The organism is Thiosulfatihalobacter marinus (genome assembly GCF_016019955.1).
Classification (GTDB): Bacteria; Pseudomonadota; Alphaproteobacteria; order Rhodobacterales; family Rhodobacteraceae; genus Shimia; species Shimia marinus_A.
Map to the genome: position 1 here is coordinate 1 of NZ_JAECRZ010000023.1, position 17997 is coordinate 17997.

At 60.2% G+C, this 17997-nt stretch carries 15 protein-coding genes; 4 read left to right on the top strand and 11 right to left on the bottom strand.

The genetic code is table 11. The features are described from left to right. Positions 1-200: 200 nt before the first annotated feature. From gyrB to mutM, 7 genes are all read right to left on the bottom strand, one after another. Positions 201-2618, bottom strand: coding sequence for a DNA topoisomerase (ATP-hydrolyzing) subunit B (gyrB, locus tag I3253_RS19150; RefSeq protein ID WP_197919426.1), 2418 nt, complete (start codon positions 2616-2618; stop codon positions 201-203). 94 nt (positions 2619-2712) lie between these two features. Then, positions 2713-3819, bottom strand: coding sequence for a DNA replication/repair protein RecF (gene recF, locus I3253_RS19155; protein WP_197919427.1), 1107 nt, complete (start codon positions 3817-3819; stop codon positions 2713-2715). Positions 3820-3874: 55 nt separating this feature from the next. Further along, the gene (gene dnaN / locus I3253_RS19160; protein WP_197919428.1) at positions 3875-4993 is read right to left on the bottom strand and encodes a DNA polymerase III subunit beta; all 1119 of its coding nucleotides are present in this window, start codon (positions 4991-4993) and stop codon (positions 3875-3877) included. A 238-nt stretch (positions 4994-5231) separates the two neighbouring features. Next, on the bottom strand, positions 5232-6581 hold the full coding sequence (gene dnaA, locus I3253_RS19165; RefSeq protein WP_197919429.1) for a chromosomal replication initiator protein DnaA: 1350 nt from the start codon (positions 6579-6581) through the stop codon (positions 5232-5234). A gap of 474 nt (positions 6582-7055) precedes the next feature. Beyond that, positions 7056-7319, bottom strand: a complete 264-nt coding sequence (gene rpsT / locus I3253_RS19170) for a 30S ribosomal protein S20 (RefSeq protein WP_197919430.1) — start codon at positions 7317-7319, stop codon at positions 7056-7058. 343 nt (positions 7320-7662) lie between these two features. Then, positions 7663-8439, bottom strand: a complete 777-nt coding sequence (locus I3253_RS19175; RefSeq protein WP_197919431.1) for an enoyl-CoA hydratase — start codon at positions 8437-8439, stop codon at positions 7663-7665. Positions 8440-8503: 64 nt separating this feature from the next. Continuing rightward, entirely contained in the window at positions 8504-9355 is an 852-nt protein-coding gene (gene mutM, locus I3253_RS19180; protein ID WP_197919450.1) for a bifunctional DNA-formamidopyrimidine glycosylase/DNA-(apurinic or apyrimidinic site) lyase, read from the bottom strand. A gap of 189 nt (positions 9356-9544) precedes the next feature. Here mutM and ubiE point away from each other — a divergent pair, with 189 nt between their 5' ends. Further along, a complete protein-coding gene (gene ubiE / locus I3253_RS19185) occupies positions 9545-10297 on the top strand; it encodes a bifunctional demethylmenaquinone methyltransferase/2-methoxy-6-polyprenyl-1,4-benzoquinol methylase UbiE (protein WP_197919432.1) in 753 nt (250 codons plus the stop codon). Positions 10298-10322: 25 nt separating this feature from the next. After that, positions 10323-11855 (top strand): 2-polyprenylphenol 6-hydroxylase, encoded by a 1533-nt coding sequence (ubiB, locus tag I3253_RS19190; RefSeq protein WP_197919433.1) that lies wholly within the window; start codon positions 10323-10325, stop codon positions 11853-11855. A gap of 2 nt (positions 11856-11857) precedes the next feature. Here the strand turns inward: ubiB and I3253_RS19195 are convergent, their stop codons facing one another. The 4 genes from I3253_RS19195 to I3253_RS19210 form a co-directional block, all read right to left on the bottom strand. Beyond that, positions 11858-12985: a CaiB/BaiF CoA transferase family protein gene (locus tag I3253_RS19195; protein WP_197919434.1), complete on the bottom strand. Its 1128-nt coding sequence runs from the start codon at positions 12983-12985 to the stop codon at positions 11858-11860. A 208-nt stretch (positions 12986-13193) separates the two neighbouring features. Beyond that, the gene (locus tag I3253_RS19200; RefSeq protein ID WP_197919451.1) at positions 13194-13757 is read right to left on the bottom strand and encodes an HD domain-containing protein; all 564 of its coding nucleotides are present in this window, start codon (positions 13755-13757) and stop codon (positions 13194-13196) included. 87 nt (positions 13758-13844) lie between these two features. Next, positions 13845-14792 carry a glycosyltransferase family 8 protein gene (locus I3253_RS19205; protein WP_197919435.1) on the bottom strand — a complete coding sequence of 316 codons (948 nt, stop codon included), beginning with the start codon at positions 14790-14792 and terminating at the stop codon, positions 13845-13847. After that, on the bottom strand, positions 14789-15757 hold the full coding sequence (locus tag I3253_RS19210) for a glycosyltransferase family 8 protein (RefSeq protein ID WP_197919436.1): 969 nt from the start codon (positions 15755-15757) through the stop codon (positions 14789-14791). Before I3253_RS19210 ends, I3253_RS19205 begins: the two co-directional genes overlap by 4 nt. A 245-nt stretch (positions 15758-16002) precedes the next feature. Between I3253_RS19210 and ahcY the strand changes: the two genes are divergently transcribed. Beyond that, positions 16003-17397, top strand: a complete 1395-nt coding sequence (gene ahcY / locus I3253_RS19215) for an adenosylhomocysteinase (RefSeq protein ID WP_197919437.1) — start codon at positions 16003-16005, stop codon at positions 17395-17397. 235 nt (positions 17398-17632) lie between these two features. Next, the gene (locus tag I3253_RS19220; protein WP_197919438.1) at positions 17633-17974 is read left to right on the top strand and encodes a DUF2853 family protein; all 342 of its coding nucleotides are present in this window, start codon (positions 17633-17635) and stop codon (positions 17972-17974) included. Positions 17975-17997 lie beyond the last annotated feature (23 nt).

Sequence of the window (17997 nt, forward strand, 5' to 3'; positions counted from 1 at the left end):
AAATTGGCGGCATGAAAACCAACCCGGATACACCTTAGATCAGCCGCTGAGCTGTCCGAAAAACCGGGACCACTTCAAAAAAACTTGCTTAAACGAGCTTGTCAGTCGTCAGTCTACTCATAAGTTACCCCCGCAGAACTATGGGCGGATACCGCAAAACTATGGGGTATCCGCAGTGCTATGGGGATCCCTACAGTATTTCAAAAGTCCAGGTTTTCAACGCTCAATGCGTTTTTCTGGATGAACTCGCGACGGGGTTCGACGACATCCCCCATCAACTTGGTGAAAAGATCGTCGGCCTCTGCCATGTCGTCCACCTTCACCTGCAACAGCGTGCGGGCGTCGGGATCGAGCGTGGTCTCCCAAAGCTGGCTGGGATTCATTTCGCCCAGACCCTTGTAGCGTTGCAGCGTCAGACCCTTTTCGCCTTCGCTCAGGATCGCCTGCATCAAATCAAGCGGCCCATGAATCAGCTGAAGCCGGTCCTTGCGGACCAGGGTGGCGGGCGTTCCGTATATCTCTTGCAGGCTTTCGGTAAAGCTGCCCGCCTTGCGCGCTTCGCCCGAGCGCAGCATCGGCCCGTCCAGCGTGCGCACCTCTTCCACGCCGCGCAAGATCCGCGCAAGCCGGACGCCGTGATCCTGCGTGATACGACCGTGCCAGCCGCGCTCGTATTCCAGCGCGATCAGGTCAAGCCGTGCGGCCACCTTGTCGGCGACGCCCTGCAAATCGGCATCAACTGCGCCGGGCACAAAAGCGCCCGCAATTGCGGCCTGTTCAAGGATATTGCGTGGGTAATGGGTGGGGAACGCATCAAGCACGCGCTTGAGTTGCCGGGCCTCGTTGACGACCCGTGCCAGATCGGCACCGATAATCTCTTCGCCTCCACCCAGCCGGAGCGCCGCACCTTCGATACCCTGTTCGATCAGATAATCGTCCAGCGCCGGCTGATCCTTCAGGTATACCTCGGACTTGCCCCGGGCGACCTTGTACAGGGGGGGCTGGGCAATATAGAGATGTCCCTTTTCGATCAGTTCCGGCATCTGCCGGAAGAAGAAAGTCAGCAAGAGCGTTCGGATATGCGCGCCGTCTACATCGGCGTCGGTCATGATGACGATCTTGTGGTAGCGCAGCTTGTCGATATTGAATTCGTCGCGCCCGATCCCGGTTCCAAGCGCCATCACCAGATTGCCGATTTCCTGGCTCGACAGCATCCGGTCAAAGCGCGCACGTTCGACATTCAGGATCTTGCCGCGCAAGGGCAAGATGGCTTGTGTCTGACGATCGCGCCCGGTCTGGGCGGAACCACCGGCCGAATCCCCCTCGACAAGGAAAACTTCGGTTTTGGACGGATCTTTTTCCGAACAATCCTTGAGCTTGCCTGCAAGGAAATTGACATCCATCGCCGTCTTGCGCCGGGTCAGTTCACGCGCCTTGCGCGCGGCTTCGCGCGCATAGGCCGCCTCGATGATCTTGGTGACGATGATCTTCGCCACATTCGGGTTTTCCTCGAACCATTCGGCCAGCTTTTCGTTCATCAACCCTTCGACCGCCGGGCGCACCTCGGAGCTGACCAGCTTGTCCTTGGTCTGGGAAGAGAATTTCGGATCCGGCACCTTGACGGACAGAACACAGCTTAGCCCTTCGCGCGCGTCATCGCCGGTGAACGTGACCTTTTCCCTTTTGGCGATGCCGCTTTCCTGTGCGTATTTCTGCAAGGTCCGTGTCAGCGCCCCCCGGAAACCGGCCAGATGCGTGCCGCCATCGCGCTGCGGAATATTGTTGGTAAAGGGCAGCACCGTTTCGTGGTAGCTGTCGTTCCACCACATCGCCACCTCGACACCGATCTCGTCGCGCTCTCCCTTGACATAGATCGGGGTCTCCATCATCGGCGTCTTGTGCCGGTCGATATATTTGACGAACTCCTTGACGCCACCGTCATAGAACAGTTCGCTGCGCAACGGTTCCGCCGGACGTTCGTCTTCGAGAATGATGCGCACGCCAGAGTTCAGAAAGGCCAGTTCGCGCAGGCGCTTTTCGAGTACGTCGAACGAATAATCCAGATTGCTGAATGTGCCCGTCGACGCCAGAAAGCGCACCTCTGTGCCCGTCCGATCCCCGGCATCGCCGACAACCCGCAGATGTTCGGTGGTCTCGCCGTGCTCAAACTTGGCGAAATGTTCCTTGCCGTCGCGCCAGACGCGCAGTTCCAGCCAGACAGACAGGGCATTCACCACCGACACACCCACACCATGCAGGCCGCCGGACACCTTGTATGAATTGCTGTCAAATTTGCCGCCCGCGTGAAGCTGGGTCATGATGACCTCGGCGGCGGACACGCCTTCTTCTCGATGGATATCCACGGGAATACCGCGTCCGTTGTCGCTGACGGATACAGAGTTGTCGGCGTGGATCTTTACGTTAACGGCATCGGCGTGACCCGCCAGTGCCTCGTCAATCCCGTTGTCCACGACCTCGTACACCATATGGTGCAGGCCAGAGCCGTCATCGGTGTCGCCGATATACATGCCGGGCCGCTTGCGGACCGCCTCCAAACCCTTAAGAACCTTGATAGATTCCGCGCCGTATTGCTCGGGATTCTGCGCGCTGTCAGACATTCATGCCGTCCTTGTTCATTTTGGGATTTTATATCGGTCTTCAGGGGGAATGTCACGCACATGCCAGCCTTTTCCGACAAGGCCAAACCAATGCCTAGGTGGCGCTTTCTACCGTTGAAACACCGCCCTGCTCGCTGACCTCGATATACTGCGCGCGGGGGCCCATCGCCTGGAACAACGCCATCTCGGTTCCGGTCATCCAGGCCTGTGCAGACAGGGCGCAGATCTCGTCGTACAAGGCGGCGCGCCTTTGGCTGTCCAGATGCGCGGCCACTTCATCCAGCAGCAGAAGTGGCGATGCTCCCAACTCGTTTTGCAGCGCGCGCGCATTGGCCAGGATCAACGATACCAACAACGCCTTTTGTTCGCCGGTGGAACAATCGCGCGCGGGCACGCCCTTGGCCGCATACACGCCGTACAGATCGGACCTGTGAGGCCCCACCAGCGTGCGCCCCGCCGCGATATCGCGGAACCGGCTTTCCGCGAGGGCCTCGCGCAGATCGTCCTCGGTGGCGGGCATGCTGCCTTCGCTCTGTACAAGATCAAGTTCGGCCACGGGAAAGGCGGTTTCCGCCTGTTGTTGCGCCCGCGAAATGCGCAGAAGCGTGTCCAGCCGGGCCTGGTGAATCCTGCACCCGGATTTCGCCATCTGACGTTCCAGAGCGCCATACCAGTGCGGATCGCCGACTTGATCCTTCAAAAGCCGGTTCCGTTCCCGCATGGCTTTTTCATAGGCCAGCGACACCTCTGCATGATCCGGGAAGAAGCTGAGCGTCATGCGATCGAGGAACCGGCGCCGGCCGTCCGCGCCTTCTATCCAAAGGCGATCCATGGACGGGATCAGCCACAATACACGAGCCAGCTTGGCCAATCTGGTCTGGGCTACGGGCTTGCCATCTATGCGCACCTGACGGGCGGCCCCGGACTCTGAACGAATGTCGATCTCGTGAATATGATCGGACAGGTGCAAAAGGCCCGCCAGCTTCCATCCCAAAGATTCGGGTCGGCGGGCCATGTCCTCGGCGCTGGAGCGGCGCAATCCGCGACCCGGTGAAAACAGGGACACGGCCTCCAGTATATTGGTTTTCCCCGCGCCATTGAGCCCGACAATGGCGACAGGGCGCGGGTCAGCGAGTATCTCTGTCCATTTGTGCGAACGGAAATGGGACAGTGTCAGATTTGACAGATGCATAGATCCCATGCCGCTCCTTCGAAACGCAGGTTCAGAATGTGCCGCGACTGGCGCTGACGGGCGTTCAGACGCGCATCGGCATCACGACATAGACAGCGCTGGTGTCGTTGCCTTCGCGCATCAGGGTCGGATCGCCAGCGGAATTGAACAGGAATACAGCGTTTTCGCGATCCACCTGGCTGGCGATCTCCAGAAGGTATTTTGCGTTGAACCCGATTTCCAGCCGTTCATCGCCATAGGCGACGGCCAGTTCCTCCTCGGCGGCGCCGCTGTCAGGAGCGTTGACCGACAAGACCAGGCGATCTTCGTCCAGTTGCAGCTTTACGGCACGGGAACGTTCGGAAGATACGGTTGCAACACGATCCACGGCCTGGGCGAATTCCGAAGCGTCCACTTCCATCTTGCGGGTGTTACCGGTGGGGATGACGCGGGTATAATCGGGGAAAGTGCCGTCGATCACCTTGGAGGTCAGCGTGATATCCGGGGTGGCGAACCGCACCTTGGTTTCGGAAACAGACACGGCAATCGACATGTCGTCGTCATCCAGAAGTTTGCGCATCTCGCCAACCGTTTTCCGCGGAACGATCACGCCCGGCATATCGGCGGCGCCATCGGGAAGATCTGCGTCGATCCGGGCAAGACGGTGCCCATCTGTGGCAACACAGCGCAACACCTTGCCGCCATCCGCATCGGCCACATGCATGTAAACGCCATTCAGGTAATAGCGGGTTTCCTCTGTCGAGATCGCAAACTTGGACTTGTCGAACAAACGGCGCAATACCGGCGCAGGGGCCGAGAAATTGCTGGAATATTCCGAGGAGGCCATGACCGGAAAGTCTTCGCGCGGCAGGGTGGCCAGCGAAAAGTTGGATCGGCCGGCCTCGACCGTCAGCCGGCCCGCGGCCCCGTCATCGGTGAGTGTTACCAATGCGCCATCCGGCAATTTGCGTACAATCTCGTGCAACGTGGTGGCGGCAACGGTGGTTGCACCTGCCCGTTCCACCATCGCCGGAGCCTTGTCGACGACCTCGATATCCAGATCCGTGGCGCGGAACTGTACCGAGCCGCCCTCGGCCTCGATCAGGACATTTGCAAGGATCGGGATCGTGTTGCGACGCTCGACAACCGATTGTGCCTGGGACACGGCCTTGAGCAGCACACCGCGTTCGATACTGAGTTTCATTTCCTCTTCCCTCATCCATGCCGGGGAGGGGCAAGGTAACGCAATCCCCCGTCGGCTCAAGCATTTTGTTGTTTTTCGGACGCTTTCCCGGGGGCGTCAAGGGATCGAAGGGGCACGGGCAGTACCGAGCCCGCGTTTTGGCAAAAAAGGCGCGGATTCGGCCTGCCTTGGCGCATATGCGGGGCGTCATGCCGACGCCCCGAAACAGATTGTGAGAAGAAGTTGGGATCGAAACGCGTCAGGCTTCCAGGGAGCGCCGCAATAGCTCCAGGTCTTCAGCGATCTGCCCGTCCTGCGAGCGGAGCTCTTCAATGCGCTTGACGCCATGCATGACCGTGGTGTGATCGCGGCCGCCGAACCGCCGCCCGATCTCGGGCAGCGAGCGCGATGTCAGCTGTTTGCACAGATACATGGCCACCTGACGGGGCCGCGCGAATGTGCGGACCCGCTTGGGCCCGATCATTTCGCTTAGGCGGATGTTGTAATGCTCGGCCACTTTGCGCTGGATCTCCTCGACCGAAATCTTGCGTTCCGAGGCGCGAAGTACATCGCTCAGGCAGTCTTGTGTCAATTCCATCGTGATTTCGCGGCCCACAAGCGAGGCAAAGGCGAACAAGCGGGTCAGGGCACCTTCCAGAACGCGGACATTGGTGGATATACGATGGGCAAGGAATTCAAGGACGCCGTCTGCCAGCTGCAACCCGGGATACTGCACGCGATAGCCTTCAACCTTGGACTGCAAGATGCCAAGCCGAAGCTCATAGTCGGTCGGGTGCAGGTCCACGACCAGACCGCATTGCAGGCGGCTTTTTATCCGGTCCTCCAGATCCTTGATTTCGCCCGGCGCGCGGTCTGCGGAAATGATGATCTGTTTGTTCTGGTCCACAAGAGCGTTGAAGGTGTGAAAGAACTCTTCCTGGGTGCTGTCCTTGCCGGCGATGAACTGGACATCGTCCACCATCAGCACATCGACCGACCGGAACAGTTCCTTGAAATCCATCATCCGGCGGTCTCGCAGGGCCTGAACGAAACGGTACATGAACTGTTCGGCAGACAGATAAAGCACGTTCAGATCCGGGCGGCGCGCCTGAAGCTCCCAGGCAATGGCGTGCATAAGGTGCGTTTTGCCAAGCCCGACTCCGCCGTAGAGAAACAGGGGATTGAACGTGACCGGCCCACCCTCTGCCACACGGCGCGCGGCGGCATTGGCCAGTTCATTGGGCTTGCCGACAACAAAGCTGTCGAAAGTGAAGCGCGGGTCCAGCGGCGCGCCAGCCATGTCGGATTCGCGCGATTCCTCTGGTTTGCTGGTGATGGCCTGTTGCTGTACCGGGCGCGCGGTTGTGTTGGCGGCAACTTTGAACGCGATCCTGCGAACCAGCGCGCCGGACTTGGTCAGCTGGTGCAGGATCAGGTCACCGAAGTTCTGGGAAACATAGTTTCCGATAAAATTGGTAGGAACGAGAAAGGTGGCCACGCCATCGTTCAATTCGCCAAAAGAGATCGGCTCGATCCAGGTCTTGAAGTTGTTCTGCCCAATCGTCTTGAGAAGATCCTGCTGCAAGACGCCCCATTGTTCCTGTGTCATGTGTCCCCGTATTCCTTCAGCCGTCCTGTCCGGGTCATACCCGGCCCATCCCATCGTTACGGATTCACAGAGCCGATCGGGCATGGTCAAGCACGGCTTGATCCGACAAACTATCCCCATCCCGCCCAAGCGAATGCTTTGGCGGGTTGTCTGTCGAATGCGCATGGGCGCAATACCAATGGAACAGCCGCAGACCACAAAACAAACTCGGCGCTCCTGACACACCCTCTTTGTGGTGCTGTGCAAGAGTCGCCAACGTGGCACGATGCCACCAGCTTTCGGCGTCTGTTCCCCCCAAGGCGATGTGAATCGCAAGACCGAAAATAGCAATTTGCCCGGCGGCCCGGCAACTGAACTTCTAACTTGACTCGGGCTTTTGGGAAAAAGAATCTCCACCGGTCAAACCGGGCGCCGAAAAACACAAAGGCGCCACTCCTGGTGACGCCTTTACTATCAATGGTTTGTCGAAGGTGCTTAGCCCAGAACCTTCACGCGGGCGGACAGGCGCGACATTTTCCGCGAAGCGGTATTCTTGTGGTAGACGCCCTTGGTGACGCCGCGCATCAGTTCGGGCTGTGCGGCGCGAAGTGCCGCAGTTGCCGCTTCCTTGTCGCCGGAAGCGATGGCCTCCTCGACGGCGCGCAGATAGGTGCGGATGCGCGAACGGCGGGCTTTGTTGACGGCCAGACGGCGTTCATTCTGACGGGCACGTTTCTTTGCCTGGGGCGAATTTGCCATGAATCTCAGGTCCTTATGCTTGCTTTGTTCAGGTTCACACGTGCCATTGCCCGAACGGGACCTCTCCCAATCGGGAGAATCGATTCAAGCCAGAGCGGGCTGCACGCGCATGTATGACGGCGGCGTATAGCGCCTTTGTCAGGGCTTGCCAAGGCGATTCTGCAAGGCGCGGGACTGGCCCGAACCAGGCGGCGGCAACGCGTCGGTTTCACGTCGGTTTCACGTCGGCACCATTTTTGTTCTTGGTCAATTTGCACGCCTGTTCCGCCCGGCGGTTCGGAAAATGAAAACGCCGCCCCGAACCGGGCGGCGTTTCGATCGTTTCCGTGACGGGGTACAGGTGTTACCTGTCGCGGAATTGCGCCTCGCGCTTTTCCATGAAAGCGGCCATACCCTCTTTCTGGTCTTCGGTTGCAAACAACGCGTGGAATACGCGACGCTCGAACAGCAACCCCTCTGTCAGGGTGGATTCAAAGCTCCGGTTCACGGCTTCCTTGGCGGTGCGTGTGGTCACGAGCGATTTTTCGGCGATTTTCTGGGCGGCGCCCAGCGCTTCTTCCAGCAGCTTCTTGCCCGGCACTACCCGGCTGACCAGCCCGGCGCGCTCGGCCTCTTCGGCATCCATGAAACGGCCGGTCAGGTTCATGTCCATCGATTTGGACTTGCCAACGGCGCGAGTCAGGCGTTGCGATCCGCCCATGCCGGCGATCACGCCCAGATTGATTTCGGGCTGACCGAATTTCGCGGTTTCCGAGGCAATGATGAAATCGCAGGCCATTGCCAGTTCGCAGCCGCCGCCCAGCGCATATCCGGACACGGCCGCGATGACAGGTTTGCGAACCCGCTGAATGCCATCACCGAATGCCGCGAACAGATTTGCCGCGTTCACGTCGGCGAAGCTCATTGCGGACATCTCCTTGATGTCGGCCCCGGCGGCAAACGCCTTGTCCGAGCCGGTCAGAACGATGCAGCGGACCTTGTCATTCGCGTCGGCCTCTTCCAGCGCCTGCATCAGTTCGCCCAGCAAATGCTGGTTGAGCGCGTTCAGGGCATCGGGACGGTTCAGTTTGATCAGGGCGACATGATCTTCGAATTCGACGATGATCGTCTCAAAAGCCATGGGTTGAGCTTTCCTTTGTTCCGGTCAGGTGTGATTCCTTATCATTTGCAGAGCATGGATCAAGCTATCTTTGGCATAGGGGACAGTAGAAGGATGACCGCCCCGATTGGGTGATGCGCGCGATTGTCCCGGTGCATCCGTCGCGGCGGCAAGGTGCGTTCTCGCGTCCGTAAACATCGAAAGAATGTTGGAAATAACCGAGTTCTCCGTTTGCCTGACGAAAATCGCGCAGGGACGAACCGCCGGATTGGATGGCCTCTTGCAGGACGGTGCGGATGACCGGCACCAGTGACCTGACGCGACGTTGGGCGAGTGTTCCAGCCTTTCGGCGCGGCGATATTCCTGCCCGGAACAGTGCCTCGCAGACATAGATATTGCCCAGGCCGGCAACGATTCTCTGATCCAGCAGCGCCGATTTGATCGGCGTATTGCGCCCCTCGAGACGGGAGACCAACCCATCCTCGTGAAAGTCGTTGCCCAGTGGTTCCGGCCCCAACTTTGCCAGAAGAGGGTGCGTGTCGATGTCCCGGGTGCTGCGCAGGTCCATCGCGCCAAACCGGCGGGGATCATTGAAAGTGACGCGCGCGCCGTTGGACATGTCAAAAACCACGTGATCGTGCTTTTCAGCCCTGGGGTGGTCGTGCACGAACTGACCCAGCGGATCACCCGACACGGTCATGCGGCCGGACATGCCCAGATGAATCAGCAGAGTTTCGCCTGTGGAGAGATCGGCGAGGATGTATTTCGACCGCCTGCGCAGGGCGGTTACGCGAGCGCCCGAGAGTCGAGCGGCCATGTTCTTGGGGAAGGGCCAGCGCAGGTCGGGACGGTTGACCTGCACCTTGACGATGGTCGCATCCTGCATCGACGGCGCCAGGCCGCGGCGGACGGTTTCGACTTCGGGCAATTCGGGCATGGCGATCCACGGGGGCAGTGCGTTCAGATCCGGGTGGGCGCCGTTCTCCCACAGGGAAAACGGGACGGAATTTTCTGGAAAATTCCGGTTCGCGGATTGTGGCATGGTGCGCGCGATACCGCAATCGCCGCATTGTGTGCCCCGGTCGCCGTCTATAAGAAGAGCGGGAAGTGAAAAGACGGCAAAGCCATGAGCAACAAATCCAGCAACACAACACATTTTGGTTTCGAAACCGTACCCGAGGCGGAAAAGGCCGGACGGGTTCAGGGGGTCTTCAATTCTGTGGCCTCGAAATACGATGTGATGAACGATGTCATGTCGATGGGTGTGCACCGCATCTGGAAAGACGCGATGATGGATTGGCTGGCCCCGCGTCCCGGCCAGCGTCTGCTGGATGTGGCCGGAGGGACGGGCGATATTTCGTTCCGGTTCCTGAAACGGGCCGGGCAAGGCCATGCCACCGTGCTGGACCTGACGGAACCGATGCTTGTGGAGGGGCGCAAGCGGGCCGAGGCGGACGCCATGGCCGACAGTCTGGACTGGGTGGTTGGCGACGCGATGGCATTGCCGTTCGAAGACAATACATTTGACGTTTACACGATCAGCTTTGGCATTCGGAACGTGACCCGCCCGCAAGAGGCGCTGAACGAGGCGTTTCGCGTATTGCGTCCCGGAGGGCGGCTGATGGTGCTGGAGTTCAGCCAGATCCCGAATGACATGATGCAGAAAGCCTATGATCTGTATTCGTTCAACGTCATTCCGCGCATGGGCCAGGCTATTGCCAACGATCGCGACAGCTATCAGTACCTGGTGGAATCGATCCGCAAGTTCCCCGACCAGGAGACATTTCTGGGCATGGTCCGGCAGGCCGGGTTTGACAATGCCAAGTATCGCAACCTGACGATGGGGATTGCCGCGCTGCATTCGGGGTGGAAATTGTGATCGGTTTGTCGGCGGGGGCGGTGTGATGCGCGGACCACACAATATTCTGCGCCTGGTGCGAACCGGTGCGACGATGGAGCGGACCGGCGCCATGAAGGTGGTGCTGGACGCGTTCGAGGCGCCGGGGCTGTTGCGTGTGGCCGTGCGGGGGCTGGTCTGGCCTTTTCAGTGGCTGGGGTATCGCGGCGATCCGGCGATGCCGCCCGTGCCGCGCGCGCTGACGGCGCTGGGCCCGGCCTATATCAAGTTCGGCCAGGTATTGTCGACCCGGCCCGATATCGCGGGCGAAGACCTGGCCGCGCAATTGCGCGTGTTGCAGGACAAGCTGCCGCCGTTTTCGCTGACTGAGGCCAAGCGATCCGTTGCGGCGGATCTGGGCGTCGATGTGGATGAGATTTTTTCGTCGTTCTCCGAACCGGTTGCGGCGGCCTCGATCGCGCAGGTGCATCGCGCGCGGCTAAAGGAGACCGGCGAGGACGTAGCGGTCAAGATTTTGCGTCCGGGAATTGAACGGGCGTTTCGCAAGGATGTGGACGCGTTCTATTTCGCGGCTGACACGATCGAGTTTCTGTCGCCCGCGTCGCGCCGGTTGCGGCCGCGTGACGTGATCGAGCATTTTGATGGTGTGGTCGCGGGCGAGCTGGACCTGCGGCTGGAGGCCTCTTCGGCCAGCGAATTTGCCGCCAATACGGCAGAGGATGACGGATTTCAGGTGCCGGCGGTCAAATGGGCGTATTCCGGGCGCCGGGTTATGACGCTGGGCTGGGCCGAAGGAGAATCCCTGGGCGACAATGCGGCGCTGGATGCCGCCGGGCATGATCGGCACGCGCTGGGCAGCCGGGTGTTGCAACTGTTCCTGAGCCACGCGTTGCGGGACGGGTATTTCCATGCGGACATGCACCAGGGCAATCTGAAAGTGGCCGCGAATGGCGACGTGATCGCCTATGATTTCGGCATCATGGGCCATATCGACGAGTATACCCGGCGGGTCTATGCCGAGATCCTTTTCGGCTTTATCCAGCGTGACTACAAGCGTGTGGCCGAAGTGCATTTCGAGGCGGGGTATGTGCCCGCGGATCGGGATGTGGACGAGTTCGCGCGGGCGCTGCGCGCCGTGGGCGAACCGATATTCGGGATGGATGCGACGCGGATCTCGATGGGACGGCTGCTGAGCTATCTGTTCGAAGTCACGGAACGGTTTGGCATGGAAACGCGCACCGAACTGATCCTGCTGCAACGGACGATGGTTGTGGTCGAGGGTGTCGCGCGCTCGCTTGATCCGGGGGTGAATATCTGGGATGTCGCCAAGCCCGTTGTCGCGGGCTACATCAAGGACAGTATCGGGCCGCGCGCATTGGGCCGGGATTTGCTGAAAACGGCGCGGGTGCTGGCGCGGTTCGGTCCGCGTTTGCCGGCGTTGGTCGAAGACGTGCTGATCCGGCAGGCGACGCCGCCGCAAGACCCGGCGCCGCGCTACTGGCCGGTGGCCCTGATCGGCGGAGTGGCCGGGGCCGTGCTGGGCGCAGGAGGCATTTTCCTGGTGATCGCGCTGATCTGACCCTAGAGATACGCGGCTGTGTCTGCTCCGAGGGCGGGGCCGCCGCGGGGGCTGGTCAGGGTTTCGCCGTCCAGCCGGATCGGACAACGGGTGGTGCGGATGCGGGTGCCGTCGGGGGCGGTGATGTCCTGAACGGCATCCAGCGCGCGAAAGCCCTCGGTATTTGTGAATGTCGGCCAATCCAGAACTTCGGCGCACCATATATCGGCGGGTTCCAGACGATCCAACCAGGTACGCACCGGACGCTGGATCAGGTGATCGCGCAGAATGGCCTTGATCTCGTCGCGTCTGGGAAAGGCGTCTGCGGGATCGCAAAGGGGCGCCAGGGCCGGGCATTCCAGCAGGTCGCGCAGGGCCGAAATCGGTGTCATGGCAAGCGCAAGATAGCCGTCCTTGCACGCAAAAATCCCATAGGGCGCCGCCACCGTTGCGTTGGCATTCGAGACAGCGCTGCGGGTCGGCATGGTGCCGTCGCCGTTGAGAAAGGCGGTCAGGAGTTCGAATTGCATGTCGAGCGAGGACGACATCAGATCAACCTCGACCAGCCCGCCGCGCCCGGTGGTGGCGCGCCGGAGCAGGGCGGCCATGAGCCCCTGGACAAGATGATTCCCGCAGGCGATATCAAGCGCCGCGAATCCCGCTGGCACGGGCGGTTCGCCATCGTTTCCAGAGAGCCACGGCATCCCCGTCATGGCCTGAACCAGCAAATCCTGTCCCGGTTTCCTTACCCAGGGGCCCTTGGTGCCATAGCCGGTGACGGCGCCATAGACGATCCGGGGATTCAGCGCGCAAACCGTTTCATATCCCAGCCCGATGCGTTCCATTACGCCGGGACGAAAATTGTGAATTATCACGTCAGATGAGGCAATTAGCGCCTTTACCCTGTCGAGATCATCCACGTTCTTGAGATCGGCGGCGACGCTTTTCTTGTTACGGTTGATGGTGTGGAACAACAGGCTGTCATCCCCCACTTTCTGATCCGCGATGACAAGTGAGCGGCACAGATCGCCGCCGTCGGGGCGTTCGATCTTGATCACCTCGGCGCCCAGATCGGCCAGCCGCAAGGCCGCCATCGGACCGGCCAGGAACTGGGCGAAATCAAGGACGCGAAGACCTTCCAAGGGTTTCATGGCTTTCTCCAAAATTCATAAAAGAAACTCTATTTCATATATGAGAGGTTGAGAAGGCCCAAAAATACGGCCGGAACCGCCTGTCGGCATCACGTCGGTATCACGTCGGTATTGCGTCGGTGCGAAAACGGCGGGTCGGGCGATCAGGGCAGGCGCCGTTTGCGGCGCTTGCCAGCTGTTTACGGAACGTGTCGCGGCAAGGGCGGTGTCAGAGCTGTGCCAGCAGTTCGGTGTGACGGGCAGTATAGGCCGCACGCACTTTGACGGGTGCGCGCAGGTGGATATCCAGCCCGTCGATCACCGAAGGATCGGGTTTGCCGAAGAACTTGTTGGCCTCGGCGATAGAGAACCCGGCGATTTGCGTGGCCTCCATCCAGGCGGATATCCGATCTGCCTTCTTGATCCGGGCCTTGATGCGTTTGGGCGTTTCGGCGGGCAGGCCAAAGCGGATGTGAATGGCCGCCGCCAGCCTGTCATCCAGTTTGCCGTAATCGGGGCCGACGGCGGCCTTGACCGGCGAGATCATGTCACCGATCACGTATTCGGGCGCGTCATGCAGCAGGGCGGCCAGCCGCCATTTGGCGGGCGCGGGCGAATACATGCGCGCGAACAGCGCTTCGACCAGAAGCGAGTGTTCGGCAACGGAATAGGCATAATCCCCGCGCGTCTGCCCGTTCCAGCGCGCGACAAAAGCCAGCCCGTGGGCAATGTCTTCGATTTCGATATCAACCGGGGTGGGATCCAGAAGATCCAGTCTGCGCCCCGAGAGCATACGTTGCCAGGCCCGTGCCAAACTGCCGTTCCTTTCGAGAATCGTGCCCTGCCTTGGTTAGCCGAAACGGCGATGCGGGAGCAACGGTTAGATGATGGCGCGCAGCGGATCGGGAAAGCGCGCGAACAGGCGGTTCAGCATGGGCAGGCTGACATAGTGATCGGCGAAAACCGCAATCTGGCGCGCCGGTCCGGGGCGCAGGCCGCCCGGTCTTGCAACCGTGAACTTTCCGGGCAGGTCGTGGGCCTCGAGAAACTCCTGGTAGGCGGCAATCACCTCGGGCGCATAGGTGGTGGGGGTTTCATGGGCGTGCCATGGTTTCGGTCGGCTGGTGAAGTGAACAATGCCGGGGGCCTTTTGCCGGGTAAACCGCGCAAACCGCTGCGGCCATTGCCAGTTCCAATAGGGGCTAAGCTCGGCAAAGGAGCCGCGCAACGCGATGTTCAGCAGCGATTGATCGTGAAAGTGAAAATTCGGATTTGCGTCCTTTGCGGCCAGCATCCGGGCCAGCATGTCGCGCGCACGCCAGCGGGCGGTATCAATCAGCAGGACGCCGGAATTGAAAAACCGGGTGCTGTCGATGCCGCGATCGGCAAAATCGTGAATGGGCGTGTTTGGGCGTATCCATTGCGCCTTGTCCACCACGGCGCCCAAAGGGTGCGGGCCAAGATCGGTTTCCAGAAAGCGGGACAGGAGCGGGGTGGTGATGCCGGTATCGGCGTCAGCGTAAAGCAGCCGGTCATAGCGATCCGCGAAGTGATCCGGCAGCCAGAGGCGCAGATAGGCGATCAGCGGCAGCCATTTCACAGGGAGGTTGGCCTGTTCCAGCGCCGGTTTGAGGGGCAGAACCGCGTTGCGGATGCCCAATTGTGCCAGGGCCGGGGGGATGTCCAGCGGGTCGAGCGAACAGATCAGGATGTCGAAATCGCGATCGGGCGAAGACCTGGCCGCGCCGTGGGCGGCGAACAGGGCAAAGGGGTGTTCAGCCCGGTCCACGCAAAAGACCAGCGCCTTTCTGTGGGCGGTGACGGTCATTCGGTGGCCTTGTCGAGCACGTGAAATTCGCTGGGAAAACGTTCGGTCAGGCGTTTGTAGGCCCCGATATGGCGCAGGTGATGAAACAGCAGGCTGCGGGCCTGCGCCGGAGACCTGATATATTCCCCTTGCGGCAGCGGTGCCGGATGATCCCGATCCGGAAAATGTGCCCGAAAGAACCGTTGATACTCAAGCGCCAGGTCGCGGCGGTAATTCTCGTTTGGGGCAGAGGGCTGCCATGGCTTGTGCGGGCCACAGAAATGCAGAATCCGCGGATGGCTCATCTGCGTAAAAAGCGCAAAGCGGCGTGACCATTGCCAATTCCATGTCGGGTGCAGTTCGGCCAGTTCGTCCTTGAGCGCCAGATTGATCAGGGACTGGTCGTGCTGGGTTGTTTTCATGCCGGTCGCGTTCTGTTTCAGCAACCGGGCCAGACAATCGCGGCTTTGGTATTGCGGGCAGTCAAACAGCAAGACCCCTGAATTGAGATATTTGTAGCCCCTGATCCGGTGATGGTGGAAATCATGGATCGGCAGGAACAGCTTGCGCCATTGCTGAACGTCGCGCACGCCGGCGATGGCGCCATGGCCCATATCCACCGCGAAGAGATCAGAGAGGCGATCGGTTTGCGGATATGTATCGGCGTCCAGATAAAGCAGCCTGTCATAGCGATCGCCAAGCAGTTCCGGCAGCCACAGGCGAAGATAGCAGATCAGGGGCAGGGCATTTTGCGGCAGGGATTCCCGCTCCAGCCTGGCCGCCAGATCAATGACCTCGCCCCGGATACCCAGCGCCGTGAAATGTGCCGGTATTGACAAGGGGGTCAGGCTGCAAATCAGAATGTCAAAATCGCGCTGCGGGGCGCCCAGCGCGGCCTGTTCGGCCGAGAAAAGCGCGAAAGGCAGGAGGTTTTCGTCCACGCAATAGACAAGAGCCTTGCGGTATGTGGGGGAGGGTATGGTCATCGGCTGCCGGTCTGCCTGGGCTGGTCGGGCGCACTATGCAGAGGGCGGCGCCGGGGCGCAAGCGGTGACGCGCGACAGGTGAGGTGAGCGGACACCGACGCACAGAGCCGCGCGGCGTGCGGGTGGCCCGCGTTGTCTCACATCAGGAGGTGTCGCGAATGCCTGACGGCGGGTCAGTGCCATTGTAGTCATGTTCCGCCGGTGCTATCTGGGCTGCAAAATCAATGCGTGAGGAGCTGGGCGCGATGGCGACCGATTACATCGTAAAAGACATCAATCTGGCAGAGTTCGGCCGCAAGGAACTGGACATCGCCGAAACCGAAATGCCCGGCCTGATGGCGCTGCGGGAAGAGTATGGCGACAGCAAGCCGCTCAAGGGCGCGCGCATCGCCGGATCGCTGCATATGACGGTTCAGACGGCGGTTCTGATCGAGACATTGACCGCGTTGGGCGCGGATGTGCGCTGGGCGTCGTGCAACATCTTTTCCACGCAGGACCACGCGGCGGCGGCAATCGCGGCATCGGGCGTGCCGGTGTTTGCGATCAAGGGCGAAACGCTGGAGGAATACTGGGACTATGCCGACCGCATCTTCATGTTCGAGGAGGGCGGTTGCAACATGATCCTGGACGATGGCGGCGATGCCACGCTGTATATCCTTCTGGGTGCGCGGGTCGAGGAAGGCGAGACCGACATTATCGAGAACCCGCAGTCGGAAGAAGAGGTTGCGTTGTTCGCGCAGATCAAGAAGCGCCTGGCGGCAAGCCCGGGCTGGTTCGTGAAACAGCGCCACATGATCCAGGGCGTCACCGAGGAAACCACCACCGGTGTACATCGCCTGTACCAGATGATGGAAAAGGGCCATTTGCCATTTCCGGCGATCAATGTGAACGATTCTGTCACCAAGTCGAAATTCGACAACAAATACGGCTGTAAAGAGAGCCTTGTGGACGGTATCCGCCGCGCCACGGATACGATGATGGCCGGCAAGGTCGCCGTGGTCTGCGGCTATGGCGACGTGGGCAAGGGCTCGGCCGCCAGCCTGCGTGGCGCGGGTGCGCGGGTGAAAGTGACCGAGGTTGACCCGATCTGCGCGCTTCAGGCGGCGATGGACGGGTTCGAGGTGACGACCCTGGAGAACGAGGTTGCAACGGCGGACATCTTCATCACCACCACCGGCAACAAGGACGTGATCCGCATCGAGCATATGCGCGAGATGAAGGATATGGCGATTGTCGGCAATATCGGCCATTTCGACAATGAAATTCAGGTGGCAAACCTGAAGAACCACAAATGGACCAACATCAAGGAACAGGTGGACATGATCGAAATGCCTTCGGGCAACCGCATGATCCTGTTGTCCGAGGGGCGGTTGCTGAATCTGGGCAATGCCACCGGGCATCCGTCCTTTGTGATGTCGGCCAGCTTTACCAACCAGGTGCTGGCGCAGATCGAGCTTTTCACCAAGGGTGATCAGTACAAGAACGAAGTTTATATCCTGCCCAAGCATCTGGATGAAAAGGTGGCGCGGCTGCATCTGGACAAGATCGGCGCCAAGCTGACCCGGTTGCAGCAGGAGCAGGCGGATTACATCGGCGTGTCGGTGGACGGACCGTTCAAGCCGGAACATTACCGGTATTGATCCCGGAGCGATCACGTTGAAAAAACCGGAAGGCCAGCGATTTCATTGCTGGCCTTTCGCATTTCAGAAAAGACGCAATGTCGGCTGTCCCGGAATAACCCGTGGAATATCGACGCGGCGGGGAACCTGGGCCGTGTTTTCCCTTTGTGAAGCGCCAGGAGTTGTCTAACCTGCCCGAGAGCCCGGCCAGATCAGGCTTTGGCACGGGCGACAAATGTTGCAAGGGAGACTACTTATGGGCAAACGCGACGATCTGATCGCCAAATATGCGGATGATCTGAAAAACAAATGCGGGATGGACCCGGACATGGACCTGCTGACCAAGGTGACGATTGGCTGCGGTCCGGCGATCTATAACGATGATGCATCCACAGTGGCCGCCACGCAGGAAGGCGAGCTGGAAACCGTCAGGACCAATTTTCTGATCAAGAAACTGGGGCTGAGCGACGGGCCGGAGCTTATGGAGGCGATCAACGCGGTGATCGAGACCTACGGCAGATCCGAGCGCAACAAGTATCGCGCGGTTGTCTATTACATGCTGACCAAGCATTTCGGCAAGGAAGCGGTTTACGGCTGAGCCGGACCGGTATCCAGGACGAA